This window comes from Caulobacter sp., from assembly GCF_039596335.1.
In the GTDB taxonomy this organism is placed as follows: Bacteria; Pseudomonadota; Alphaproteobacteria; order Caulobacterales; family Caulobacteraceae; genus Caulobacter.
This window is the reverse complement of the sequence record NZ_JBCNJZ010000006.1, coordinates 134719-157633: the sequence shown is the minus strand read 5'-3', so window position 1 is coordinate 157633 and position 22915 is coordinate 134719. Positions and strand designations below refer to the sequence as shown.

The following is a 22915-nucleotide window of genomic DNA, read 5'->3' as shown; positions in this document are numbered from 1 at the left end:
CTCGGGGCGTGTGCGCTTCGCGATGCCGACATGGTAACCTGAAGGGGGTCCAGGCCCGCCGGCGCAGAAAATCTTCGCAGACCGCGCGCCCTTGAGGTTTTGTCAGCCCAAATCCGCTACTTTGGCGTCATGGGCCTTTCCAGAGTCACGCTCGCCAACGGGCTGTCGACCCGGGTGCTGGACACCGGGGGCGACAAGCCGCCGATCGTGATGTTGCATGGCCTGGCCAACGCCATCGAGATCTGGGATCGCGTCCTGCCGGCCCTGACCGCGCGCTTCCGCGTCGTGGCCTTCGACCTGCCCGGCTTCGGCGAGGCCAGCCGGCCCGATGCCGCCTATGACTCCCGCTTCTTCGTCGAACAGCTGGAAGACGTACTGAACGCCCTTTCGATCGAGCGGGCGCATCTGGTTGGCAGCTCGCTGGGCGCTGGCGTGATCGTGCGGTTCTCGGCCGCAAACCTCCGCCGGATCGACCGGGCCGTCCTGGCTGCGCCGGGAGGCTTCGGGCGTCAGACCCACCTGCTGATGCGTCCGACCGCCCTGCCTCTGATCGGCGAGGCGCTGGGACGGCCGACGCCGTTCAACAACCACCTCACCCTTCGCCTGGCCATTCACGACCCACGAAACATCACGCCCGAGCTGGTCGCCCTCACCGACCGCTACGCCGCCATGCCGGGCAGCGAATGGTCGTTTCCGCGCGCCTTGCGGACGGGTGTCGGCCTGTTTGGGGTCACGGCCCGCGACAGCTTCGAGGTCCTGGCCCGCCGGCTGGATCGCCCGGCCTTGGTTCTCTGGGGTCGGCAGGACCGGGTGTTCCCGCCACAGCAGAGCGACCGGGCGCTGGCCTTGCTTCCCCAGGCCACGCGTGTCCTGATCGACCAATGCGGACACTACCCTCACTGGGAGCAACCCGAGGCCTTCGTCTCGGCGGTGGAGGCGTTCCTGACATGAGCACCAGGCGAGCCATCGTCGCGACCTGCCTGGCGCTGGTCGCGGGATCCTGCGCGCCGGCCCCGCGGCCGCTGGGCTCGGGCGCAGAGACCTTCGCCCATCACGACTTCGGCGCGATCAATTTCCAGGCCCTGAACACCGTCGCCGTGCCCTGGAAGCTGACGGCGGCCGCGCTGGTGCTGGACGATCCGGCCGGCGGCGGCGGCGTCGATCACGCCCACCTGCGGCGACGGATGATGAGCTTCGGCTTCCTCTGGCCCGAGCGCCTGGAGGGGGCGCGTGAGCCTGTCCGGGCCAGCGCCGAGCATCCGCTGGGGCTGAATGTCGGGACCGTGACGCCAGGCCTGCCGCCGGTGAAGATCACGGTGGCCAATCTCGGCTGCGCGGCCTGCCATGCCGGCCCGGTCTACGCCGCCGACGGCGCGCCCGATCCGCGCGCCGCCTGGCTGGGCGCGCCCAATACCAGCCTGGACCTGGAAGCCTATACCCGCGCAGTCACTCACGCGCTGAAGCGGGGCATGACCGACAAGCCGCGCCTGCTGGCAGCGGTCAGGACGCTGTTCCCCGACACCGACACCTGGGAAATAACCAGCCTGCGCCTGGCGGTCATCCCGCTGGCCCAGCGCCGCCTGGACGCGGTTCCCGAGGACGGCAGTCCGCTGCCGTTCTCCAACGGCTCGCCGGGCGTCACCAACGGCGTAGCGGCGCTGAAGCTGCAGGGCCACACGCCGCGCGACGCCATGGAAGCCGGCTTCACTTCGGTGCCGGAGCTGGCCGACCGCGGCTTTCGCTCCGCCCTGCTGCAGGACGGCGCCTACGCCCCGCCGAACCAGGAACGCTGGCGGGCGATGACCCGCGCCGACATCACCCCGGCGCATGCCGACCGCCTGGCCGACATCGTCAGCTTCTTCACCGTGCCCAGCATGGGCCAAACGCCCAAGGGCGCCCATGCCCAGATCCCGACCGCCCGGCGCGCCTTCTCCTGGCTGGCCGAGCGGCGTCCGCAGACCTTCCCGGGCCCGATCGACCCGGCGCTGGCCGCGCGCGGGGCCGACCTCTACGCCCGCGCCTGCGCCAGCTGCCATGGAACCTATGACGGCCCGGCGGAGAACCCTCGCCTGGCCAGCTTCCCCAACTGGCGCGGCCAGATCGGCACAGACCCGGCCCGCGCCGCCGCCTTCACCCCGGCGCTGCAGCGCTACGTGGCCGACAGCCCCTATCGGACCGTGATCGACGCCCGCCACACCGGCCAATACGCCGCGCCGCCGCTGTCGGGCGTCTGGTCCAGCGCCCCCTATCTGCACAATGGTTCGGTGCCGACCCTGGCCCAGCTGATGCTGCTGGAGTCTCGGGCCGAACGGTTCGCGGTCGGCGGCCACGCCCTAGACTTCAAGACGGTCGGCGTCGCCTATCCGCCTGGCCATGCCCCCTGGTCGCGCCGGGCGATCTACGACACCCGCCAGCCGGGTCGCTCGAACCGCGGCCACGAAGCCCCGTTCGACAGCCTTTCGCGCGAGGACCGCTGGGCGCTGATCGAATACCTCAAGCGCCTCTAGAGGATCAGGCTATCCAGCGGCAGGCGGGGCTTGGGCGGCAGGTCGCGCCGCGGCGCCAGACCCAGGCGAAAAGCGGTGATCAGCCGCCGGTCGGGACCCAAGCCATACTCCCGCGCCAGGGTCGCCGCGGCGTCGAGATCGTCTGCCAGCACCGCCATCGGCGAGGCCGACAGCCCGGCTGCAGTGAAGCTCAGCCAGGTCCTGTAGAAGTGTCGACCGGTCTCGAACGGCGGCTCGTCGACGGGCCGGTGCAACAGCGCCACCGCTGTCGCCGATCGCACGACCGGAGCCTCGGCGACCAGCGCCCCGGCCGCGCCTAGGCGATCCAGCGCCTCGAACACGCCCGGCCGCAGCACCAGGCCGGCCCCGACCGCCTCGAACGGCGACATCTCCATGGCTTCGGCGTTCAGCCCGTCGCGTGCCCAGTTCGCATCGCGACGCGAAAGCCGCATCCACGACACCAGTTCGGCCCGGTAGTCGGCCTTCCGAAACCAGCGCAGGCTGGCGTCGTCATAAAGCGCCGCGATCTCGGCGATGGCGCGCGGCTCTTCGATCACGATCAGATCCGGACCGGCCAGTCTCGCGCAGGCCTCCCGCGTCCCGCCGTCCGCCTGGAACCGCCCGCGATAGGTCCGCCGCATCCCGACAAAGGCGCCCAGCGGATCGACCTCGCCGCCCTTCGCCAATCCAAGCACGGCCACCCCATCGTCGCCGGGCGCGACCTGCACAGCCAACCCGCGCGCGACGGCGGCCAGGCGGAAACCTTCGACCGCGCAGCCATGGCTGACGGCGACGTCGCGGCCCTCGGGATCACCGACCGGCAGCCGGCGCGCCGGATCGGCGACGACCAGCACCCGGCCCTTGTCCGCGCGCCAGCGAGTCGGCTGGATGTTGTGGACGCTGGGGGCCAAGCTGGCCTCGGCGACCAGCGCCCTCAGCAGTTCGGGATCCATCACGACACCGCCTTGCGGAACAGGTGCAGCCGGTGCAGACGGCGCGCGCCCAGCTTGTCCATCTGGCGCAGGGAGGCGGCGTTCTGGTCGGCGATCCAGGTCACACCGCACTGGCGGTAGCCGCCGGCGTACAGCGCCTCGACCACCCGGTGCAGCATGGCCCCGTTGACGCCGCGCCCGTGCAGCGCCTGCTTGACCGAATAGAAGATGATCACCGCCCGCCGGCGGCGCAGCCGCGCCTTGAGGAAGTGGAACAGCGCCATCGGCCCGAACCGCCCTTTCACCGCCTTCTGGAACGGGTTGAGGTCTGGGATGCAGATCACCACCCCGGCCGGCTCGCCCTTGTAGTGGATCAGCGAGGCGATGCGCGGATCGACGATCCACATCATCTCGCCGGCCTGGAAGTCGAATTCGGCCGGGGTCAGCGGCACGAACATCGGGTTGTCGGCGAAACCGTCGTTGAGGCACTGCCGCGCCTCCTCGAACCGTTCCTTGAAATGGCGCCGGCTGATCGGCTTCCAGGTCCAGTCGGGGTCGGCGAGGATAGCGCGCTGCGGCTCGCCCAGCAGGGTTTGGGCGGTGTGCGGGCCGATATCGAACTCGAAGGTCGACATCGGGAAGGTCGGAGCGAAGCCGCAGGCCTCCAGCAGGCGCGGCAGGTACGGCGGGCCCCAGACCATGTCGGTATAGGGCACGCCGTCGAAGCCATCGGTCAGCACGCCCGCCTGCTGCATGGCCGTCAGGTTGAAGGCCCCGACCAGCTCGTCGCAGCCCTGGTCGCGAGCGAAGGCCTCGGCCTTGTCGAACAGGGCCCGCGCCGCCTCCAGGTCGTCGGCGCAGTCGAAGAAACCGAACTGGCAGCGCCGCGTCCCGTGGCGGATGTTGGAGGCTGGATGGGTGTGGACCACCAGTCGTCCCACCGGCCGGTCGCCGCGCCAGGCGGTGAAGTAGGTCAGCTGACCGCCGCCATCGCGCATCAGCGGATTGCGGGCCGGATCCAGATAGCGCTCCAAGTCCGAGCGCATCGGCGTCACATAGGGGCTGTCCTCGGGATAGACCGCGAACGGGACCGCGAAGAAGCCGTCCAGGTCGCGCTCGCGCAGCTCCAGGCTCATCGTTCGGGCTCCGTGATCAGTCGCGCCATGCGGAAGGTCAGGGCCAGGTCGACTTCAGCCTCGCCGCCGCGCGCCAGGCCGGGCAGCTGCGCCAGACCCAGACGCACCGGGGCACGGCCCAGCAGGCCGATATGGGTCGCGCCGGCCCGCTCCAGCAGCTCGATCAGCGGTTCAGCCTCGGAGACGCTGGCCGCCGCCTCGCCAGCCTTCAGACGCGCCAGGCTCCACAACGGCCGGCGGATCAAGGTCGCCGCCAGCGCCTCGGCGTCATAGTCGGCCAGTTGGCCAGCCTCCAGGACGACCATATCCTTCAACAACGGCTCCTCACCCAGGTCGGCCAGGAAACCGTCCAGCGAGCCGCCGTCGGCCCGCGTCAGACGCCGCCGCAGACCACCGCGCCGCTCGGCCGCGCCCTGCGTCTGCAGGCGCACCAGCAGCGAGGCCACAACCAGGCCGGCCAGCACGACAGCGGCCAGGCGCGCCAGATCCGCTGGCGCCGTCAGCGACAGAGCGTAGGCCAGGCCCAGGCTTGCGCCGGCCGCGACCAGCAGCAGCAGCGCGATCTCTCCTGCCATGCCCTTGGGCTCGTCGCCGTCGCTGGACACGATGACCAGCACGATCAGCAACGCGCCGATGGGGCTGAGGCCAATGGGGGCCGGCATCAGCCGGGTGAAATCGGTCAGGATCAGCGGCAGCGCCGCCGCCAGCCCCAGGACCAGCGCCGCCACCACGCGGTTCTCGCTGGTCGACAGCTGGGCGCGGTCGCGCGTCCCCAGCATCGCCAGGATGGCCAGCAGCGACAGGACAACCGGCGCGGCCAGACCGATGACGGCGTCGAACTCCATGTCGCGAGCGCTGAGGAAGGCGAAGACCAGCGACACCGCGCTGGCGCCCATCACCGCCAGCTTCAGCGCGCGCGGCGCGTGGCGGCGCAGTACGCCCTCGGCCACCAGAAGCGCCGCGACCGGCGCCAGGGCGACGGCGGCGAAGGCGACCACCAGCAGCCCGTCCGCTCCGGTCAGCACATAGAGACCGCGCCCAGCGTAGAAGATCGCCATCAGCCCGAACATCAGCAACAGACGGGGCGCCAGTGGCCCCGCGCCACGTCGGGCCGAGAGGGCGTAGGCGCCCAGGCCGACCGCGCTGAGACCATCCAGACAGGCCTGGGCCAGCGACTGGATCACGTGGCGGCTTTCATCATGCGGGCCATGAAGCCGCGGACCAGCGCGCCCTTCACGGCCGCCACGGGCCAGGGCAGAGGCCGCTCGGTGCGGCCGGCGAACGGGTTGAAGAACCAGCCTCGGCAATCGGTCGCCGAGCGTCGCCCCAGCAGCAGCCACAGCGCCTCATAGGCCATCAGGCAGCCGGTCGCGATGACCATCGGCGCGAACGACATCCGCTTGGCCTTGCCCGCGGCGACGGCGGCGGCGACCTCCAGATCGACATGGCGCGCGGCCGACGAATGGGTGAGCACATATTCCAGCTCCTTGAGGAAGCTGGCCGACAGATCCTCGGCCGTCAGGGCGTCCAGCGCCTTGCCGCGGGTCGGATAGCCCAGACGCGCCTCAGGCCGGGGATCGCCGGGCCGCACCACGAGCACCGACGGCAGCGGCGAGGCATAGGCGTCGATCACTGTCGCCCCGTGGGTCTTGGCTGCGCGGTAGAGGGCGACGCCGGCCGCCACGTCGTCGGTGCCGTTGACGATCACCGGATAGCGCGCGGCCAGGTCGTCCAGCTGCTGCACCCACTCCCCGCCCAGACGCTCGATCTGGACGTCGGGATTGATCCGCCGGGCCGCCTCGCAGGCGGCCTCGGCCTTGTCCCGGCCCACCGTGTCGGTGAAGGCGAAGACCTGACGATTCAGGTTCGAGGTCTCGAAGACGTCGATGTCGCAGACCGCGAACCGCCCGACCCCGGCCCGGACCAGCGCCAGGAAGCAGGCTCCGCCCATGCCGCCGACGCCGGCGACGAACACCGCGCCCGCCCGCAGCTTGTCCTGCTCGGCCTTGGTCACGAAGCCGATGTTGCGGGTGGTGAATTCGGCGTAGTCGAACCCGTTCAGCGCGTCCACGGTCTCAGGCTCCCCCAGGATTGCTTATCGTCCAGCCAGTGGATCAGCGGCAGCACCGCGCCACGGGCCAGCATCAGGGCGAAGCTGCCCACCAGGCCGGTGACGCTGGCGGGCGGCGCCACCTTGGCCAGGTAGCGGGCGGCGGCTCGCATGTCGATCCTGCCCAGCTGCAGCAGGTCGTCGCCACGGCCATAGTCCAGCTGCGCCTGACATAACGCGCCATAGCGCGGGTCGCGGTGCCTGGCCGCCTGGTCGAAGGTCTTCTTCAGATTGTCCGAGCCGCCGGTATAGGCGTCGGTAATGACGAAGCGATCCTCGTCGAAGCCGGCTTCCGGCCCGACGCCGAAGGCGTGGCGCCAACGGCCCATGATCTGGCGGGCCAGCAGCTTGTGCTGGAACGAGGCGCGGGTCGCCGGCTGGCCCGGCCAGACGTCGGAGAAGGTCTCGGCGACCATGCCGACCACGGCCGGCACCTGGGTGACGCTGGAGATCCACAGGGGTCGGCACTGGCGGCGCACGAACAGCAGTACGCAGGTCAGGCCGTAAAGCACCGCCGACAGCCCCCCGCCCCGCGCCTGGGGCGCGGTCATCACCAGGCCCAGATGCAGCACCTCGATCTCGCGCCCGCCCAGCGAGGCCTTCAGCAGCGCCAGGGCGTTGAACGCAACCGGCTCACCGCTCTTGGCGTCATAGACGACGGTCAGCACCGTGCGCGACAAGGTCTCGTGGTCGCCGGAGAACACGCCGTAGGTCAGTTCGCTCTCGCCCAGGGTCGTGCGGGCCACGGCGCGGATGTCCTGGATCAGCTTGGCGAGGTCGTCAGGCGCCAGCGCCAGGGCTGGCCGCTCGACGATCCGCGAGCGCAGCCCCCTGCCGGCCGGCAGAACCGTATCGATGTAACGCGCGCTGGCGGCGTTCATGAACCCGCTTCCGTCTAGATCCGTCAGCCTGTTCGACCATGCCCACGCTTAACAAAGCGCTTAGCATCGTTACCCTGAGTTGAGCCCGACTCGACATGGAAAATCCATGAGGGCTCCCCTTATGGCGCCTGCAGCGCCGATCGCTGCCACGGGCCTATATCGCGATAATTCCTCGACGATGGGCCACCGTCACCGCCTGGGTGCGATCGGTGACGTCGAGCTTGGCGAAGATGCTGCGCATGTGGCCTTTGACCGTGTCCTCCGACAGCGACAGCGCCCTCGCGATCGCCTTGTTGGCCAGCCCTCCCGCCACGAACCGCAGGACGTCGATCTCGCGCTCGCTCAAGGGATCGCCGATGGCGTTGACAGCGATGTCGTGGGCCACCTGCGGATGGAGGTAGCGCTGGCCGCCCCGCACCGTACGAATGGTGTCGATCAACTCGCGGCGCAGGCTGCTCTTCAGCAGATAGCCGCTGGCTCCCGCCTTCAGGGCCCGCAAGGCGCGAACATCGCCGGCATAGGTGGTCAGGACAATAATCCGCGCATCCGGCGCCAGGGCCTTGATCGCGCCTATGGCGTCGACGCCGTCCATGCCGGGCATCTGCAGATCCATCAAAACGATGTCGGGCCGAAGCTGCTCAAACAGCGTCGCGGCTTCGGCGCCGTCGCGGGCCTCGCCAACCACGGTGATGTCGACCTCGGCCTCCAGCACGGCGGCCACGCCTTCGCGCAACAGCGGATGGTCGTCGACGATCAGGACGGACGTCGTCTCGTCGCAGGTGCTCACGTCTTCGTCTCCTGTTCGCGCCTATCCGGGAAAAACCGCGACCATCCGCCCGCCTGCCGCGCCGCATAGGCCACCCCGCCCGGCGTCGCCAGTTCGATCTCGGTCCCCTGACCCGGCTGGCTGCGGATCGTAAGAGCCCCCTGAATCTTGCGAGCACGCTCGCGCATGCCCGCCAGACCGAAGTGGCCCTCACGACCGCCAGCCTCCAGGATCTCCGGCTCGACCCCGACCCCGTCGTCATGGATGCTGACCCGCAGCCGCTTGGGGTCGAAGGTCACCGTCACGTCGATGCGCGTGGCGCGCGCGTGCCGATGGGCGTTGAACAGCGCCTCGACCACCACGCGCTCGATCTCGTCGGCGACCAGCGGGTGCAGCGCGATCTCGCGCCCCTGGGCGATGACATGGGTTTCGGCCGCGCCCGCCGAGGCCATGGTCTCGGCCACCTCGGTCAAGGTGGCGACCAGATCGCCATCCGCCGCCGCCCGCAGGCTGCGCACCCGGTCGCGCGCCTCGATCACCACGTCCTCGGCGCGATCCAGGGCGCGCTCCAGCTGATCGCGTGCGGGCAACTCCGGCGGCACCTGTCGGGTCGCCGACTGGAACTTCAGGATCAGGCCCTGCACCCCTTGCAGCAGCGTGTCGTGCAGCTCGCGGGCGATACGCTCGCGCTCGGCCATCCGCTCGCGCAGGCTGGCGCGAAGCCGCTCGGCCAGCGCGCCCATCCGCCAGCGATAGGCCGCGACCAGCAGGCCGACGCTAGCGCCGACAGCAGCAGGAACAGCCGGCTCTGGATCAGGGTTGGCGGCAGGTCCAGCGACAGCTGCGCGCCCTGCTCGTTCCAGACCCCGTCGTTGTTGGCGGCGCGAACCTGGAACACGTACTTGCCAGGCTTGAGATTGGCGTAGAAGGCCTGGCGCCGCGAGCCCGCCTCGACCCAGTCGGGGTCTACACCGCCCAGGCGGTAACGGAAGCGCACCCTCTCCGGAATGGCCAGGCTGAGGGCCGCATAGCTGATCTCCAGCGTCCGCGCGCCCTTGGGCAGGGTGATGGCGCCGCGATGGTTCACCCTCACGCCGTCGACCGACACGCCGCGGATCGTGACCGGCGGCGCCACGGTGTTGAGCGGCAGGCGCGCCGGATCCAGCCAAGCGACGCCGCTGGCCGTCGCCATCCAGACCCTGCCGTCACCACCGACCGCCAGGTCGGAGCGGTACTTGTAGGACGCCGGTCCCGGCAGTCCGTCCCTGAGCTCGAAGATCCGCGCTGGAAGACCGGCCTTGGGGTCTTCGAAGGCGCGCTCGAGGTCGGCGTTCAGCATCCGGACCAGGCCGCTGGCGCTCAGCAGCCAGGTCTCGCGATCGGTCTGGGCCAAGCCGTGGCCCAGCCCCAGGAACGGGAAGCGGTCGCGCGAAATGAACTGCGTCTGCGTGCCCTGAAAGCGCGTGAAGCCGCGATCGCTGGCCGCCAGGACCCCCAAAGGTCCATCGGCCATCGGCATGGTGCCCCCGCGTACGGGCCGAGGCGGTGTGGTGATCGTTCGAACATTCGGCCCATCGACCAGCACCGCGCCACGGCCGCCGTCGGCGACGATGCGACCGCGCCAGTCAGCTTCGAGCGCGGTGATCGCCACGCCCAGGGGCTCGGGCAGCGACGCGCTCCAATGCTTGCCGTCATACCGCAGCAGGCCGGCCATGAACCCGGCTGCCCACAGGTCGCCGTGCGCGTCACGGGCGCAGGCGGTCAGATAGGCGTTGGCGAAGGCGGGCTTGGGCAGCGGCGTGACCTTATCCCCGTCGACCCGAACGACGCGGTCGCCCAGCCCCACCCAGATCGCGCCGTCGCCGGCGTCGCACATCATGCTGGCAGGACCCAGGTTCCGGATCAGCGGCGTCAGCGGCTGCCCGGGCAAGGCGCGGTACAGGGTCGTGGAGTCGGTGACATAGACTACGCCCTGCGCATCGGCGAACAGGTTATAGCCATAGGGCGAGCTGGTCGGGACCAGGGGCTCGGGGACCACGCTGGCGGGCCGGAAACGGTCCAGCCCGCGCACCGTCGCCACCCAGAGATTACCCTCGCGGTCCTCGAACACGGCATAGGCCATGGCCGAGCTCAGCCCCTGCCCCGCCGAGAACGTTTCCGCGCGCGCGCCGCCCGAGCTCAGACGGAAGATGCCATCAGGATGCTGGGCGCCCCACAGGTTCTGGTCGCGATCGACGATGATCCGCGTCTGGCGGCTGCGGCTGGCCAGGGCGTACGCCGGGGCCGGCGGACCGGCGATGACCCGTCCGCCGCGCGTGTCGGCGGTCCAGATCCGACCCTGAGCGTCCTGGGCCAGGCCAACGCCTTCGCCCAGCCCGCTGCGCGCGACCAAGAACCGCTTGGCGCCCGGCGGCAGATACGAAACCACGCCGCCGGCGGTCGCCCAGACCGTCCCGTCGCGCGCCACCAGGATGTCCGAGAGGTCCTCCGCCGGCAGGCCGCTGAGGTCGTCCGCAGAGCGCCACTGGCCGCCCGTCAGCCGGACCAGCCGCGCCTTGGGACTGGTCGTCGCCGCCCAGATCGTCCCGTCGCGGCCCTCGGCCAGGCGGATGATTACCGACCGGAAGATCTTGGGATCGAAGATCAGTCGGAACTTGCCGTGCTCCCAGACCGCGATACCACCGGCCTCGTAGCCGACCCACAAGGCGCCGCTGCGGGTGACCATCAGGCTGACCACGCGGTCGCTCATGCTGTAGCTGGGGCGCGGCGGCCGCATGGCTTCGAAGCTGACGCCGTCGAAGCGGTAAAGACCCAGCGGCGTGCCAAGCCACAGATAGCCGTCGGGCGTCTGGGCTATGGCCTCGATGCTGCTGGGGGCGCCATCCTCGACCGTCCAGCGGGTGTGCTTGTACTGGCCGATGGCGCGTTGCGGATCGAGCGCATGGGCGGGCGCAGCCAGCAGCATGGCGGCCACGAACGCCGCGCATCCGCTCCGGGTGAGGCCTGGCGCCATGAGAGTCCTTCGGTGATCAGCGCGGCTCTTAGGCGCCCCGCGAGCGGCTTGCAATATCGACCGGACTAGGCCCCGCCCACCCATCTGAGGTCGAGCGCCACGTGCCGCCGCCTCATGCTCGGAGGTCGCCCCCCATCAGTGTCAGCGGGGAGCAACCCGCCCGACATTTACGCTGCGGCCGCGCCCAGCAAGGCTTCGCGCCAACCAAGAACAAGCGCTGCCAGCATCCTCGACGCCGTCTGGCCCAGCCAGGCGCGCGACCCGTGCCGATGGCGAGCACGGCTTTGTTCAAGAATTCAAACCTCCGTGGGGCTTCAACAGTGACCGATCAGACCTCCAACGATGCGGGCCCCGACGGGCGCTCGACCCGCCGCCATGTCCTCGCCGCCGGCGCGGGCGCGGCGATCCTGGCCGCCCTGCCCTCCGCCACCCTGGCGCAGACCAAAACAACGCATTCCTCAACCCCGGCCAAAGGATCTCCCAAGATGAGCAGCGGCTTCGTCACCACCAAAGACGGCGTTCGGATTTTCTACAAGGACTGGGGTCCCAAGGACGCCCAGCCCATCGTGTTCCACCACGGCTGGCCGCTGTCGGCCGACGACTGGGACGCCCAGATGATGTTCTTCCTGGGCAAGGGCTATCGCGTCATTGCCCATGACCGTCGCGGCCACGGGCGCTCGGACCAGACCGACACCGGCAACGAGATGGACACCTACGCAGCCGACGTGGGGGCCCTGACCGACCATCTGGACCTCAAGAACGCCTTCCACGTCGGTCACTCCACCGGCGGCGGCGAGGTCGCCCACTATGTGGCGCGTGCCAAGCCGGGTCGCGTGGGCAAGGCCGTGCTGATCGGGGCCGTGCCGCCGATCATGCTGAAGACGCCCGCCAATCCGGGCGGCCTACCGATCGAGGTGTTCGACGGCTTCCGCTCGGCGCTGCTGGCCAATCGCGCCCAGTTCTTCCGTGACATTCCGGAAGGCCCGTTCTTCGGCTTCAATCGCCCCGGCGCCAAGGTCAGCCAGGGGCTAATCGACAACTGGTGGCGCCAGGGCATGACCGGCGGCGCCAAGGCCCACTACGACTGCATCAAGGCCTTCTCGGAAACCGACTTCACCGAGGATCTGAAGAAGATCGAGGTTCCCGTGCTGATCCAGCATGGCGAGGACGACCAGATCGTGCCGATCGCCGACAGCGCCCATCTTGCGATCAAGCTGGTCAAGAAGGGCACGCTGAAAACCTATCCGGGCCTGCCGCACGGCATGGCCTCGACCCATCCGGACATCATCAACGCCGATCTCCTGGCCTTCTTCAAAGCCTAGATCGCATCAGAAATGGAAATGATGATTTTCCATCATTTCCATTTCTCTCTTTCTTGAGCGAGGTCAAATTCACCTCGTCACCACAACGCGGCGGCCGCCAGGCGGCGCCCTCCAGGACGGAACCAGACCATGATCCCGCAAGCCAAGGCCGCCCCCGGCGCACGTCTCCTGACCCCGACCGACCACACCCTGGTCATGATCGACTTCCAGTCGCAGATGGCCTTCGCCACCAAGTCGATCGACGCCAGCCTGCTGCGCACCAACGCCGCGCTGGTCGCCAACGCCGCCGCCGGCTTCGGCGCCTCGACCATCCTGACGACGGTCGCCGAGAAGAGCTTCTCGGGCCCGATGTTCTCGGAAATCACCGACGCCTTCCCGGGCCAGCCGCTGCTGGACCGCACCTCGATGAACACCTGGGAAGACCAGGCCGTGATCGATCAGGTCAACGCCATCGGTAAATCGCGCATCGTGCTGGCCGGCCTGTGGACCTCGGTCTGCATCGTCGGTCCGGCCCTGTCGGCCCTCGATCAGGGCTTCGAGGTCTATGTCATCACCGACGCCTGCGGCGACATCTCGGACGAGGCCCACGAGCGCGCCGTGACCCGCATGATCCAGGCCGGCGCCCAGCCGATCACGTCGCTGCAGTACCTGCTGGAAATGCAGCGCGACTGGGCCCGCGGCGAGACCTACGAGATGACCACCGGCGTGGCCAAGAAGTTCGGCGGCGCCTACGGCCTGGGCATCACCTACGCCAAGACCATGTTCGGCGCGTCCGAAGGTCACTGAGCCAAGTTCAGGGGCGGAGCCTTCCGGGCTCCGCCTCCCCCTTCCCCGCCAGAATCCGCCCCAGGAGGTCCCGATGAAACCCTACTTGCTGTCTTTGGGCGCGGGCCTTCTGGTCGGCGTGATCTATTCCCTGCTCAATGTTCGATCGCCCGCCCCGCCCGCGATCGCCCTGCTGGGCCTTATGGGCATCCTGCTAGGCGAGCAGATGGTCCCCATCGCCAAGCGCCTGATGACCAAGGCGCCGGTTACGGCCTATCTGAAGACCCCCGAATGCGCCGGCCAGGTGCTGGGCCCGCAGGCCGTGGCCGCGCCCAAGCCGGAGGCTCAGGTATGACGCAACTCAGCCGCCGCCGCGCCCTGGCGCTGGGAGCCTCGCTTTTGCCCAGCTCCGCTTTCGCCACCCCCTGGAGGCCCGACATGCCCGCTTCGACCGATCTGCTGCTGATCAACGGCAAGTTCACGACCCTTGACCGGAGCAACCCGCGCGCCGATGCCGCCCTGATCCGCGACGGCAAGTTCGCCGCCGTCGGCGAGGAAGGCGAAGTCCGCGCCGCCGCCGGTCCCAACCCGACGATCATCGACTTGGCCGGCCGGCGGGTGATCCCGGGCCTGATCGACAGCCACATGCACATCATCCGCGGCGGGCTGAACTACAATATGGAGCTGCGCTGGGATGGCGTGCCGACCCTGGCCGACGCCATGGCCATGCTGAAGAAGCAGGCCGCCAACACTCCGCCGCCGCAGTGGGTCCGCGTCGTGGGCGGCTTCACCGAGCACCAGTTCGTCGAGAAGCGCCTGCCGACCCTGGACGAGATCAACGCCGCCGCGCCCGAGACGCCGGTGTTCATCCTCCACCTCTATGACCGCGCCCTGCTGAACCGCGCCGCCCTGCGCGCCGTCGGCTACACCAAGGACACGCCCAATCCGCCCGGCGGCGAGATCCAGCGCGACGCCTCGGGTGAGCCCACGGGGCTTCTGCTGGCCCAGCCCAATGCGACGATCCTCTACGCCACCCTGGCCAAGGGTCCCAAGCTGCCGGAAGACTACCAGCTGAACTCGACCCGCCACTTCATGCGCGAGATGAACCGCTTGGGCGTGACCGGGGTGATCGACGCTGGCGGCGGCTTCCAGAACTATCCCGACGACTATGCGATCATCGAGAAGCTGCACGCCGACGACCAGCTGACGCTGCGGATCAGCTACAACCTGTTCACCCAGAAGCCGAAGGCCGAGCTGTCGGACTTCCAGAGTTGGTCCAAGCAGGTCAAGCCGGGCCAGGGCGACGACAAGTACCGCCACAACGGCGCGGGCGAGATGCTGGTCTACAGCGCCGCCGACTTCGAGGACTTCCGGGCCGAGCGTCCGGAGATGCCGGCCAACATGGAAACCGACCTGGAGCCGGTGATCCGTCACCTCGTGGAGAACCGCTGGCCCTGGCGGCTGCACGCCACCTATGACGAGACCATCACGCGGGCGCTGGACGTCTACGAGAAGGTCAATCGCGACATGCCGTTCGACGGCCTGCACTGGTTCTTCGACCACGCCGAGACGATCAGCGAGCGCAATATCGACCGCATCGCGGCCCTGGGCGGCGGCATCGCCGTGCAGCACCGCATGGCGTTCCAGGGCGAGTACTTCATGGAACGCTATGGGGCTAAGGCCGCCGAGGCGACGCCGCCGATCAACAAGATGCTGAAGGCGGGTGTGCCCGTCGGCGCCGGCACCGATGCGACCCGCGTGGCCAGCTACAATCCGTGGGTCTCGCTGAACTGGCTGGTGACCGGCAAGACGGTGGGCGGCACGCGCCTGTATCCGCCGGCCAACCGCCTGGACCGCGAAGAAGCCCTGCGCCTGTGGACCACCGCCAACACCTGGTTCTCCAACGAGGAAGGCAAGAAGGGCCAGATCGCCGTCGGCCAGTTGGCCGACCTGGCCGTGCTCTCGGGCGACTACATGACCGTGCCCGAGGATGAAATCCCGCACCTGTCGGCCGTGCTGACGGTGCTGGGTGGCAAGGTGGTGCATGGCGAGGGCGGCTATTCCAAGCTCTCCCCCGACCTGCCGCCGGCCATGCCCGACTGGTCGCCGGTGCGCACCTTCGGCGGCTATCAGAACCGCTCGAAGAAGACCGCGCTCGCCATGGCCAGCGCCTGCGGCTGCGCCAGCAGCTGCAACGTCCACGGCCATGACCACGCCTCGGCCTATATCCGCGAGGCCCCGACCAGCGATGCGCGCTCCTTCTGGGGCGCCATGGGCTGCGGCTGCTGGGCGGTCTGATCATGAGCACGCCCCAGCCCATCGCGGCGCTGCTGCGCCAGCCAGCATTCGGCCTCTTCGCCCGCGCGGTCCTGACCCTGCCCTACTGGGCCAGCGGGATCGCCAAGCTGACCAACCTGCCCGGTGCCTTGGCCGAGGCCGGCCACTTCGGGCTCAATCCCGCCGGCCTGGTCGTGGCCGCGACCATCCTGGTCCAGCTGGGCGGCTCGATCCTGTTGATCCTGGGCCGGCTCAGCTGGTTGGCGGCCGGCGCCCTGGCGACCTTCACCGCCCTGGCCACCGTCATTGCCCACCCGTTCTGGACGGTCGAGGACTCCATGGCCCGCTTCCACGCCACCAACACCTTCCTCGAGCACATCGGCCTGATCGGCGGCTTCATGCTGGCCGCCGCCCTGGTCGAGAAGGAGCGCACGGGCCGATGAGCACGGCGGCGGCGCTCCTGGCTCTTGGCCTGGCCGGTGCGGGGGCCGCTCCTCCGCCGCCGGCCTTCAAGCCAGTGCGTTCGGACGAGGACTACAGCTATCTGCAGGGCGTCGCCGATCGCACGGGCCTGGATCCTCTGCGCTACATTCCGCTGGGCGGGCAGGCCTATCTGAGCCTGGGCGGCGAGGCCCGCTTGCGGGTCGACGCCATTGACGCCCCACACTTCGGCATCGACGGCGAACAGGCCGACACCTTTGCCCTCGGCCGCCTGCTGCTGAGCGCCGACCTGCATCTGGCGCCTTCCGTGCGGGTCTATGGCGAGCTTGGTCTGCACCGCGACCTGGGCAAGCATGACCCCGCCACGCCCCTGGACCGCAACGGCGTCGATACCCAAGTGCTGTTCTTGGATGTCGCCCCGGCCGCCGGCTGGCGGGTGCGCCTGGGTCGCCAGGAGCTGCAGCTGAACCCGACCCAGCGCTTCATCGCCGTGCGGGAGTCCCCCAACATTCGCCAGAGCTTCGACGGCGCCCGGGTGACCCACACGACCGGCGCCCTGAAGCTGGACGCCTTCTATCTGCAGCCCGTCACGGTCTCGCCCGGGGCCTTCAACGACAGGCATAACCCTCGGCAGCGGTTCTATGGCCTCTACACCTCGACCAGGCTGTCGCCTCGACAGACGCTGGACGTCTACGCCCTGGGTTTCGAGCGCGATCGTGTGCGGTTCGGGACAGTGACCGGCGATGAGCGGCGCGCCAGTCTGGGCGCGCGCCTGGCTGGGGTCGCCGGCCCGATCGACTACGACGCCGAGGGCGTGATCCAGGGTGGGCGCTTCGCCGGCCGGAAGATCCGCGCCTGGTCGGCCTCGGCCGCCGGCGGCTACACGCTGGACCAGCCCTGGAAGCCTCGCCTGGGCCTGCGCCTGGATCTTGGCTCAGGCGACAACGACCCGGCCGACGACCGGCTGCAGACCTTCAACCCGCTGTTCCCCAAGGGCGGCTATTTCAACGAAACCACCCTGATGAGCTGGGGCAATCTGGTCTCGGTGCGCTCCAGTCTAGGCGTGGCGCCGATGAAGGGCGTCAGCCTGGAGGCCAGCTACACCCTGCATCACCGGATGACCGGCGCCGACGCGATCTACATCCAGCCTCTGGCGACCCTGGCGCCGGCCGGTTCGTATCGCTCAAAGGATGTCGGTGGCGCGACCCAGCTGGACGGGACTTGGCAGGTCAATCGCAACCTGAAGCTCCAGGCCCAGCTCGTTCACCAGGAGGCCGGCCCGGCCGTCCGCGCGCTGGGCGGCAAGCCAGTCGACCTGGCGGTGCTGTTCGCCCAGCTCCGCTTCTGACGCGCGACGCGCTCCTAGGGCGCCAGATCCCCGGTCGCGGATTTGGCGGCCGCTAGAATAGCCGGCTCCAGGAGCTCCAGCACGCCATTGGCGACCAGGGCCTGGATCTGCGTGTCGGACCGCCCCAGCCAATCGGCGATCACGGCGCGGGTATGTTCCGCGGCCAACGGCGCAGGCGCGCGCGGGGCGTCATCGAGGGTCCCGGTGCGGGTGTGACTGCGCTCAGCCACGACCGCCTCCTGAAGATAGGGGTGGCGCTCGACGCGGTAGAAGTCGCGCTCTCGATAGTAGGTGAAGTCGGGCAGGTCCGAGACCCGCAGCATCCGCGCCGCGGCCACGCCTGCGTCCTGCAGGGTACGCATGGCGTCGTCCGCCGAGCGCTGGGCGATCCAGCCCTCGACCGCGGCCAGGCTGGCCTCGTCGCCCACCACGGCGGCCAGGGCCGAGCGGTCCGCATCGCTTCGCACGCTGACCACGCACCACTCATCGTCGCCGGCCGCCTGAAAGACGCCTTCGCGCCACGGAGCGGGCGACGTCGCCTCGCCTGAGGAAGCGCGCGCCACATCGGCGGCGAAGTGGTTCAACATCACCTCCGACTGGGCGACGCTGGCGTTGCCGCCCTGCCCCGTCCGCAGACGGCGGATCAACAGAGCCGTCACCGCCATCGCCCCGATCCGCCCCGCCACGTGGTCGGGATAGATGGTGATGGAGTCGCTGAAGCTCTCGGGATCGTCGTCATAACGCCAGGCCCGGGTCAGGCCCGTCGCGGCGCGGACCAGCGGGCCATAGCCCATGCGCTCGGCCCAAGGTCCGGTTGCGCCGAAAGCCGAGCTGTCAGACATGATGATGCGGGGATTGATCTTCGAGATCGTCGCATGATCGATGCCCAGGCTCTCCATCACCCCGGGCTTGAAGTTGGACAGGATGACATCGGCCTTGGCCGCCATCTCCAGGAACAGCGCCTGCCCCTCCGGGTCGCGCAGGTTCAGCCCCAGGCTCTGCTTGTTGCGATGGCCGGCCGCGAAACTGACCGACAGGCCGTAGGACAGGTAGGACTGGCGGCTGCCGTCCGGAAAGGCTTGGCTCTCGACCTTGACGACGTCCGCCCCCTGGTCGGCCAGCAGCCGTCCCTGCTCCGCCCCGACCACGATGACGCCCAGGTCCAGCACCTTCAGCCCCTCGAAGGCGCGCGCGCCAGGCGCGACCGGCTCCGGCCAGGCCGGGGGTTCGGCGGCGGTGTGAGCAGGGCCCATCCGCGCGCCATCGATCGTCAGGACCCCGTTGGGCAGCTTGATCCCGTCAACCTCCGTCAGGGCCTGTCCCACCGCGACATGGTCGGAGGCCATGAACTCCGGCAGCGTCAGCACGGCCGAGATCGGCACGCCATGCGCCTGCCCCTCGCGCTCCAGGTCGGCGCGCGCGCGATCGGCGAAGAAGGCGGCGATGGCCGGCACCAGATCGGGGGACTTGTACCGCACGGCCGTCTTCTCGAACTCCGGCGAGGCGAAGGCGGCCGGCGAGCCCATCCAGCGGAACATGCCCTGCCATTGTCGCTTGGCCAGCAAGCAGATCCGCACATGGCCATCGGCGCACGGCAGGATCGGATACTGAAAACCCTTGGCCGGCCGCTCCCGCGCCAGCAGATGCGCCGGCCGGCCCAAGGTGGCGCTGCCGTTGATGCCGTAGCCGGGGTCCAGCGCCTGCACCGCGCCGTCCAGGGCCGAGAAGTCCAGGTGGTCGCCCCGCCCCGTCCGCAGAGCGTGGTAGAGCGAGACGGTCAGGGCGTAGGCGGCCTGCGACGCCGCGCATTGATAGGCCAGCTGGCCCGGCGGCGGCAGCGGCGCGCGCCCTCGAATGCCCGACCGCGACAGCTCCGCGCTTAGGGCATGCAGCACCAGGTCGCTACCGCGCCAGCCGGACAGGCTGGTGTCTGTCCCAAAGTCGCTGACCGCCATGGTCACCAGCGCCGGACGGCGGGTGCGCAACCCCTCCAGGTCCAGAACCCTCCCCGTGTCGAACACGATGACATCGGCGGTCGCCAGCATGGCTTCGTCGAGAACGTCCGCGCTCTGCTTGCCAAGATTGGCCGCCAGGTCTTCCAGCCGGTCCGCCGGCGTCTCGTCGTCCAGACGCGTCACACTGGCGCCCAGTTCGGCCAGGTAGCGCGTCGTCGTGGCCAGCGGGCCGCGGACTAGGTCCAGCACCCTGATCCCAGTCAGCGGACGGTCGACGCCGCTCATGCCGCCGGGCCTTTCTCGAAGCGCGGCAAGCCTTCCGGAATCGACGCCCAAGGCAGGGCCGAGCGGGTCCAGATGTGCATCACGGGCGCGAAGGCCTCAGGTGCGTCCAGCGTGCCGGCCTTCACCGCGATCATCTTGGGCGCCGTGGTCGGCGTCGAGCGGATCGGCGAGCCGCAGGTCCCGCAGAACTGCCGCTGGATCGGCGCGCCGCTTTCGGTGTCCGGATCCAGCCAGCTGGCCAGCTCGCCCTCGATACTCATGGTGTCGGCTCGGACCACCAGATTGACCGAGAAGGCCGCGCCCGATTGCCGGCGGCAGCTGGTGCAGTGGCAGACGATCACCGCAAGCGGCTTCGAGGCGATCTCGTAGCGGACGGCCCCGCAGTTGCAGCCGCCGCGCAGTACGCTCTGGTCGCTCATCTTGGTTTCCTCCCGAGGCCTTCAGACCATCTTGATTGTCATTTTATCTAACGATATTAGATTTATCCAGCAAGCGTCCGAGGCAAAGTATCCTGGGCGAGACCGGCGAGGAGACCACCGCATGTCCCCCTACACGCTCACCATCGATGGCCAGGCGGTCGACGCCGTCGCCACGATCGACGTCCGCAACCCCGCCACCGGCGAGGTCTTCGCCCAGGCGCCGGCCGCCGACGCGGGCGACCTGGACCGCGCGGTGGCGGCCGCCCAGCGCGCCTTCAAGGACTGGAGCGCCGCTCCCGTTGCGGAACGCAAGGCCCTCCTGCTGAAGGCCGCGCAGATCATCGACGACCACGCCGCCGAGCTGGCCGCGCTGTTCACTCAGGAGCAGGGCCGCCCCCTCCCCGGCGCTACGGCCGAGGTCAAGGGCGCGGCCATGTGGCTGAAGGCCGGGACCATGCTGGACATCCCGGTGGACGTCACCGAGGACAGCCCCACGCGCCGCATCGAGGTGCATCACGTGCCGCTGGGTGTTGTCTGCGCCATCGTGCCGTGGAACTTCCCCGTGCTGCTGGCGATCTGGAAAATCGGCCCGGCCCTCCTGGCCGGCAACACCATCGTGGTGAAGCCCTCGCCGTTCACGCCCCTGACCACCCTGCGCATCGGCGAGCTGCTGCGTGAGGTGTTCCCCGCTGGCGTGCTGAACGTCATCAACGGCGACGACGCGCTGGGTCCGCTGATGACCGCCCACAAGGGCTTCGCCAAGATCTCGTTCACCGGCTCGACCGCCACCGGCCGCCGGGTGATGGAGAGCGCCGCCCGCGATCTGAAGCGCATCACTCTGGAGCTGGGCGGCAATGACGCGGCCATCGTGCTGCCCGACGTCGATGTCGACGCCGTCGCCGCGCAACTGTTCGAAGGCGCCTTCCACAACACCGCCCAGGTCTGCGTGGCGACCAAGCGCCTGTTCATCCACGAGGACATCTACGATCGCCTGCGCGACCGCCTGCACCAGCTGGCCAAGGACCTGCCGGTCGGCGACGGGACGCAGCAGGGCGTGCGCTACGGCCCCGTGCAGAACGAACCGCAGTACCGCCGCGTCGTCGGCCTGATCGAGGAAGCCCGCCGCGAGGGCCTGACCCTGCTGGAAGGCGGCGAGGTTCCGCAGAAGGGCTACTTCGTGCCCCTGACCCTGGTCGACAATCCGCCGGACGACGCCCGCGTCGTGACGGAGGAGGCGTTCGGCCCGGTGTTGCCGCTCTTGAAGTTCAGCGACATCGACGACGTGGTCCGCCGCGCCAACGACACCGAGTACGGCCTGGCCGGCGCGGTATGGTCGGCCGATGTCGAGCAGGCCACCGCCATCGCCCACCGCCTGGACACCGGCACGGTGTGGATCAACCAGAACCTCCAATCGACGCCGTTCACCCCGCTGGCTGGCGCCAAGCAGTCGGGCTTTGGCCAGGAGAACGGCCTGCCGGGCCTGCTGGAATTCACCCGGCCTAAGGCGATCTACATCCCCAAGGCCGGCAAATGAGTCTCGCGCTATCGCCGCAGGATGCGGCCTTCCGCAATGAAGTCAGGGACTTCCTCGACACATCGCTGACGCCCGACCTGCGCCGGGCCGGGACGTTAATGACCAGCGTCTATTGCGACCACGAGGCCCAGCTGGAGTGGCAGGCCCTGCTGCACGCCAAGGGCTGGGCCGCGCCGTCCTGGCCGGTCGAGCATGGCGGCTGCGGCTGGTCGGCGGTGCAGCGCTACGTCTTCGCGCGAGAGCGGCTGCTGGCCGGGGCCCCGACCGCGCCGCTGGGCATCAACATGGTCGGGCCGGCGATCATGGCGTTCGGCAATGACGCCCAGAAGGCCCACTTCCTGCCGCGCATGCTGAACGGCGAGCACCTGTGGTGCCAGGGCTATTCCGAGCCCCAGGCCGGCTCGGATCTCGCCGCCCTGACCATGCGGGCCGTGCCCGACGGCGACGACCTGATCTGCACCGGGACCAAGATCTGGACCACCCACGCCAATGTCGCCAACTGGATGTTCTGCCTGGTGCGCACCGACGCCACGGGCCGCAAGCAGCAGGGCATCACCTTCGTGCTGATCGACATGGCCAGCCCCGGGATCACCGTTCATCCGATCGTCATGGCCTCGGGCGAGGCGGTCCAGAACCAGGTGTTCTTCGACCAGGTGCGCGTGCCGATCGCCAATGTCGTCGGCGTGATCGGCGACGGCTGGACGGTCGCCAAGTACCTGCTGGAGTATGAGCGCGGCGGGACGGCCTATGCGCCGGAGTTGAAGGTCAAGCTGGACGCGCTGCGCCGCCAGGCCGCCGACGGGCTGGCCGCCAATCCGCTGCTGGCCGCCCGGATCGCGGAGACGCAAATCGAGGTCGAGGTGCTGGACGCCCTGGAGGCCGAGATCCTGTCGGCCCTGTCGGCGGATCGCGCTATCGGCACCGACGCCTCGATGATGAAGATCCTGGGCACCGAGCTGCAGCAGCGGGTCACGGAACTGGCCCTGGAGGCCGCTGGTCCCCTCGCCCGCGCCTGGCAGCCCGGCGTGGCGGTTCCCGGCGGTCCGGTCATCGGCCATCCGCTGGACCTGGACGACTACACCAGCGGCGAAGCCTGGCAGGCCATCGCGCCGCTGCGCTACCTGAACGAACGAGCCGGAACGATCTATGCCGGCGCCAACGAGATCCAGCGCGGGATCCTGGCCAAGGCCGAACTGGGACTTTGAAAAAGCAGCGCGGCGACCG

20 protein-coding genes are annotated in these 22915 nt (G+C 69.4%); 10 read left to right on the top strand and 10 right to left on the bottom strand.

The genetic code is table 11. From position 1 onward, the window contains the following. Nucleotides 1–129 precede the first annotated feature (129 nt). Nucleotides 130–951: an alpha/beta hydrolase gene (locus tag ABDW31_RS14110; protein WP_184719976.1), complete on the top strand. Its 822-nt coding sequence runs from the start codon at nucleotides 130–132 to the stop codon at nucleotides 949–951. Further along, nucleotides 948–2507, top strand: a complete 1560-nt coding sequence (locus tag ABDW31_RS14105; protein ID WP_184719978.1) for a c-type cytochrome — start codon at nucleotides 948–950, stop codon at nucleotides 2505–2507. The genes ABDW31_RS14110 and ABDW31_RS14105 overlap by 4 nt, the downstream gene beginning before the upstream one ends. Here ABDW31_RS14105 and ABDW31_RS14100 read toward each other — a convergent pair. The 8 genes from ABDW31_RS14100 to ABDW31_RS14065 all read right to left on the bottom strand — a co-directional run bounded on the left by ABDW31_RS14100 (nucleotide 2504) and on the right by ABDW31_RS14065 (nucleotide 11345). Continuing rightward, nucleotides 2504–3460 carry a hypothetical protein gene (locus ABDW31_RS14100; RefSeq protein WP_184719980.1) on the bottom strand — a complete coding sequence of 319 codons (957 nt, stop codon included), beginning with the start codon at nucleotides 3458–3460 and terminating at the stop codon, nucleotides 2504–2506. The genes ABDW31_RS14105 and ABDW31_RS14100 overlap by 4 nt on opposite strands. After that, nucleotides 3460–4575: a GNAT family N-acetyltransferase gene (locus ABDW31_RS14095; RefSeq protein WP_184719982.1), complete on the bottom strand. Its 1116-nt coding sequence runs from the start codon at nucleotides 4573–4575 to the stop codon at nucleotides 3460–3462. Before ABDW31_RS14095 ends, ABDW31_RS14100 begins: the two co-directional genes overlap by 1 nt. Continuing rightward, complete coding sequence (locus tag ABDW31_RS14090; RefSeq protein WP_184719984.1) at nucleotides 4572–5759, bottom strand: hypothetical protein; 1188 nt, start codon at nucleotides 5757–5759, stop codon at nucleotides 4572–4574. Before ABDW31_RS14090 ends, ABDW31_RS14095 begins: the two co-directional genes overlap by 4 nt. Further along, on the bottom strand, nucleotides 5756–6646 hold the full coding sequence (locus ABDW31_RS14085; protein WP_343699041.1) for a ThiF family adenylyltransferase: 891 nt from the start codon (nucleotides 6644–6646) through the stop codon (nucleotides 5756–5758). The genes ABDW31_RS14090 and ABDW31_RS14085 overlap by 4 nt, the downstream gene beginning before the upstream one ends. Beyond that, nucleotides 6634–7566, bottom strand: a complete 933-nt coding sequence (locus ABDW31_RS14080) for a hypothetical protein (RefSeq protein WP_184719986.1) — start codon at nucleotides 7564–7566, stop codon at nucleotides 6634–6636. The genes ABDW31_RS14085 and ABDW31_RS14080 overlap by 13 nt, the downstream gene beginning before the upstream one ends. 154 nt (nucleotides 7567–7720) lie before the next feature. Beyond that, on the bottom strand, nucleotides 7721–8353 hold the full coding sequence (locus tag ABDW31_RS14075) for a response regulator transcription factor (RefSeq protein ID WP_184719988.1): 633 nt from the start codon (nucleotides 8351–8353) through the stop codon (nucleotides 7721–7723). After that, nucleotides 8350–9030, bottom strand: a complete 681-nt coding sequence (locus ABDW31_RS14070) for an ATP-binding protein (RefSeq protein ID WP_343699040.1) — start codon at nucleotides 9028–9030, stop codon at nucleotides 8350–8352. Before ABDW31_RS14070 ends, ABDW31_RS14075 begins: the two co-directional genes overlap by 4 nt. Then, nucleotides 8964–11345, bottom strand: a complete 2382-nt coding sequence (locus ABDW31_RS14065; RefSeq protein ID WP_343699039.1) for a two-component regulator propeller domain-containing protein — start codon at nucleotides 11343–11345, stop codon at nucleotides 8964–8966. The genes ABDW31_RS14070 and ABDW31_RS14065 overlap by 67 nt, the downstream gene beginning before the upstream one ends. Before the next feature lie 485 nt (nucleotides 11346–11830). Here ABDW31_RS14065 and ABDW31_RS14060 point away from each other — a divergent pair, with 485 nt between their 5' ends. From ABDW31_RS14060 to ABDW31_RS14035, 6 genes are all read left to right on the top strand, one after another. Continuing rightward, nucleotides 11831–12667 (top strand): alpha/beta hydrolase, encoded by an 837-nt coding sequence (locus tag ABDW31_RS14060; protein ID WP_221444921.1) that lies wholly within the window; start codon nucleotides 11831–11833, stop codon nucleotides 12665–12667. Nucleotides 12668–12796: 129 nt separating this feature from the next. Further along, on the top strand, nucleotides 12797–13453 hold the full coding sequence (locus tag ABDW31_RS14055; protein WP_184719992.1) for a hydrolase: 657 nt from the start codon (nucleotides 12797–12799) through the stop codon (nucleotides 13451–13453). Between the two features lie 73 nt (nucleotides 13454–13526). Next, nucleotides 13527–13787, top strand: coding sequence for a DUF1427 family protein (locus ABDW31_RS14050; protein WP_184719994.1), 261 nt, complete (start codon nucleotides 13527–13529; stop codon nucleotides 13785–13787). Between the two features lie 83 nt (nucleotides 13788–13870). Then, complete coding sequence (locus ABDW31_RS14045) at nucleotides 13871–15730, top strand: amidohydrolase (protein ID WP_221444685.1); 1860 nt, start codon at nucleotides 13871–13873, stop codon at nucleotides 15728–15730. Between the two features lie 2 nt (nucleotides 15731–15732). After that, nucleotides 15733–16152 (top strand): DoxX family protein, encoded by a 420-nt coding sequence (locus ABDW31_RS14040; protein WP_184719997.1) that lies wholly within the window; start codon nucleotides 15733–15735, stop codon nucleotides 16150–16152. Next, nucleotides 16149–17498: an alginate export family protein gene (locus tag ABDW31_RS14035; RefSeq protein WP_184720000.1), complete on the top strand. Its 1350-nt coding sequence runs from the start codon at nucleotides 16149–16151 to the stop codon at nucleotides 17496–17498. The genes ABDW31_RS14040 and ABDW31_RS14035 overlap by 4 nt, the downstream gene beginning before the upstream one ends. A gap of 14 nt (nucleotides 17499–17512) precedes the next feature. On the opposite strand, the gene ABDW31_RS14030 is transcribed toward ABDW31_RS14035, so the two are convergent. Continuing rightward, nucleotides 17513–19738 (bottom strand): CoA transferase, encoded by a 2226-nt coding sequence (locus tag ABDW31_RS14030; RefSeq protein WP_184720003.1) that lies wholly within the window; start codon nucleotides 19736–19738, stop codon nucleotides 17513–17515. After that, nucleotides 19735–20157, bottom strand: coding sequence for a GFA family protein (locus tag ABDW31_RS14025; protein ID WP_184720005.1), 423 nt, complete (start codon nucleotides 20155–20157; stop codon nucleotides 19735–19737). Before ABDW31_RS14025 ends, ABDW31_RS14030 begins: the two co-directional genes overlap by 4 nt. Before the next feature lie 121 nt (nucleotides 20158–20278). Here ABDW31_RS14025 and ABDW31_RS14020 point away from each other — a divergent pair, with 121 nt between their 5' ends. Both ABDW31_RS14020 and ABDW31_RS14015 read left to right on the top strand, forming a co-directional pair. Beyond that, nucleotides 20279–21691, top strand: a complete 1413-nt coding sequence (locus ABDW31_RS14020; protein WP_184720007.1) for an aldehyde dehydrogenase family protein — start codon at nucleotides 20279–20281, stop codon at nucleotides 21689–21691. Beyond that, a complete protein-coding gene (locus ABDW31_RS14015; protein ID WP_184720009.1) occupies nucleotides 21688–22896 on the top strand; it encodes an acyl-CoA dehydrogenase family protein in 1209 nt (402 codons plus the stop codon). Before ABDW31_RS14020 ends, ABDW31_RS14015 begins: the two co-directional genes overlap by 4 nt. Nucleotides 22897–22915 lie beyond the last annotated feature (19 nt).

Bases quoted from the DNA above. Each gene is read 5' to 3' on its own strand.
- ABDW31_RS14110 (WP_184719976.1), top strand. From the start codon at position 130: ATGGGCCTTTCCAGAGTCACGCTCGCCAACGGGCTGTCGACCCGGGTG.
- ABDW31_RS14105 (WP_184719978.1), top strand. From the start codon at position 948: ATGAGCACCAGGCGAGCCATCGTCGCGACCTGCCTGGCGCTGGTCGCG.
- ABDW31_RS14100 (WP_184719980.1), bottom strand. From the start codon at position 3,460: ATGGATCCCGAACTGCTGAGGGCGCTGGTCGCCGAGGCCAGCTTGGCC.
- ABDW31_RS14095 (WP_184719982.1), bottom strand. From the start codon at position 4,575: ATGAGCCTGGAGCTGCGCGAGCGCGACCTGGACGGCTTCTTCGCGGTC.
- ABDW31_RS14080 (WP_184719986.1), bottom strand. From the start codon at position 7,566: ATGAACGCCGCCAGCGCGCGTTACATCGATACGGTTCTGCCGGCCGGC.
- ABDW31_RS14070 (WP_343699040.1), bottom strand. From the start codon at position 9,030: ATGGCCGAGCGCGAGCGTATCGCCCGCGAGCTGCACGACACGCTGCTG.
- ABDW31_RS14065 (WP_343699039.1), bottom strand. From the start codon at position 11,345: ATGGCGCCAGGCCTCACCCGGAGCGGATGCGCGGCGTTCGTGGCCGCC.
- ABDW31_RS14060 (WP_221444921.1), top strand. From the start codon at position 11,831: ATGAGCAGCGGCTTCGTCACCACCAAAGACGGCGTTCGGATTTTCTAC.
- ABDW31_RS14055 (WP_184719992.1), top strand. From the start codon at position 12,797: ATGATCCCGCAAGCCAAGGCCGCCCCCGGCGCACGTCTCCTGACCCCG.
- ABDW31_RS14050 (WP_184719994.1), top strand. From the start codon at position 13,527: ATGAAACCCTACTTGCTGTCTTTGGGCGCGGGCCTTCTGGTCGGCGTG.
- ABDW31_RS14045 (WP_221444685.1), top strand. From the start codon at position 13,871: ATGCCCGCTTCGACCGATCTGCTGCTGATCAACGGCAAGTTCACGACC.
- ABDW31_RS14040 (WP_184719997.1), top strand. From the start codon at position 15,733: ATGAGCACGCCCCAGCCCATCGCGGCGCTGCTGCGCCAGCCAGCATTC.
- ABDW31_RS14035 (WP_184720000.1), top strand. From the start codon at position 16,149: ATGAGCACGGCGGCGGCGCTCCTGGCTCTTGGCCTGGCCGGTGCGGGG.
- ABDW31_RS14030 (WP_184720003.1), bottom strand. From the start codon at position 19,738: ATGAGCGGCGTCGACCGTCCGCTGACTGGGATCAGGGTGCTGGACCTA.
- ABDW31_RS14025 (WP_184720005.1), bottom strand. From the start codon at position 20,157: ATGAGCGACCAGAGCGTACTGCGCGGCGGCTGCAACTGCGGGGCCGTC.
- ABDW31_RS14020 (WP_184720007.1), top strand. From the start codon at position 20,279: ATGTCCCCCTACACGCTCACCATCGATGGCCAGGCGGTCGACGCCGTC.
- ABDW31_RS14015 (WP_184720009.1), top strand. From the start codon at position 21,688: ATGAGTCTCGCGCTATCGCCGCAGGATGCGGCCTTCCGCAATGAAGTC.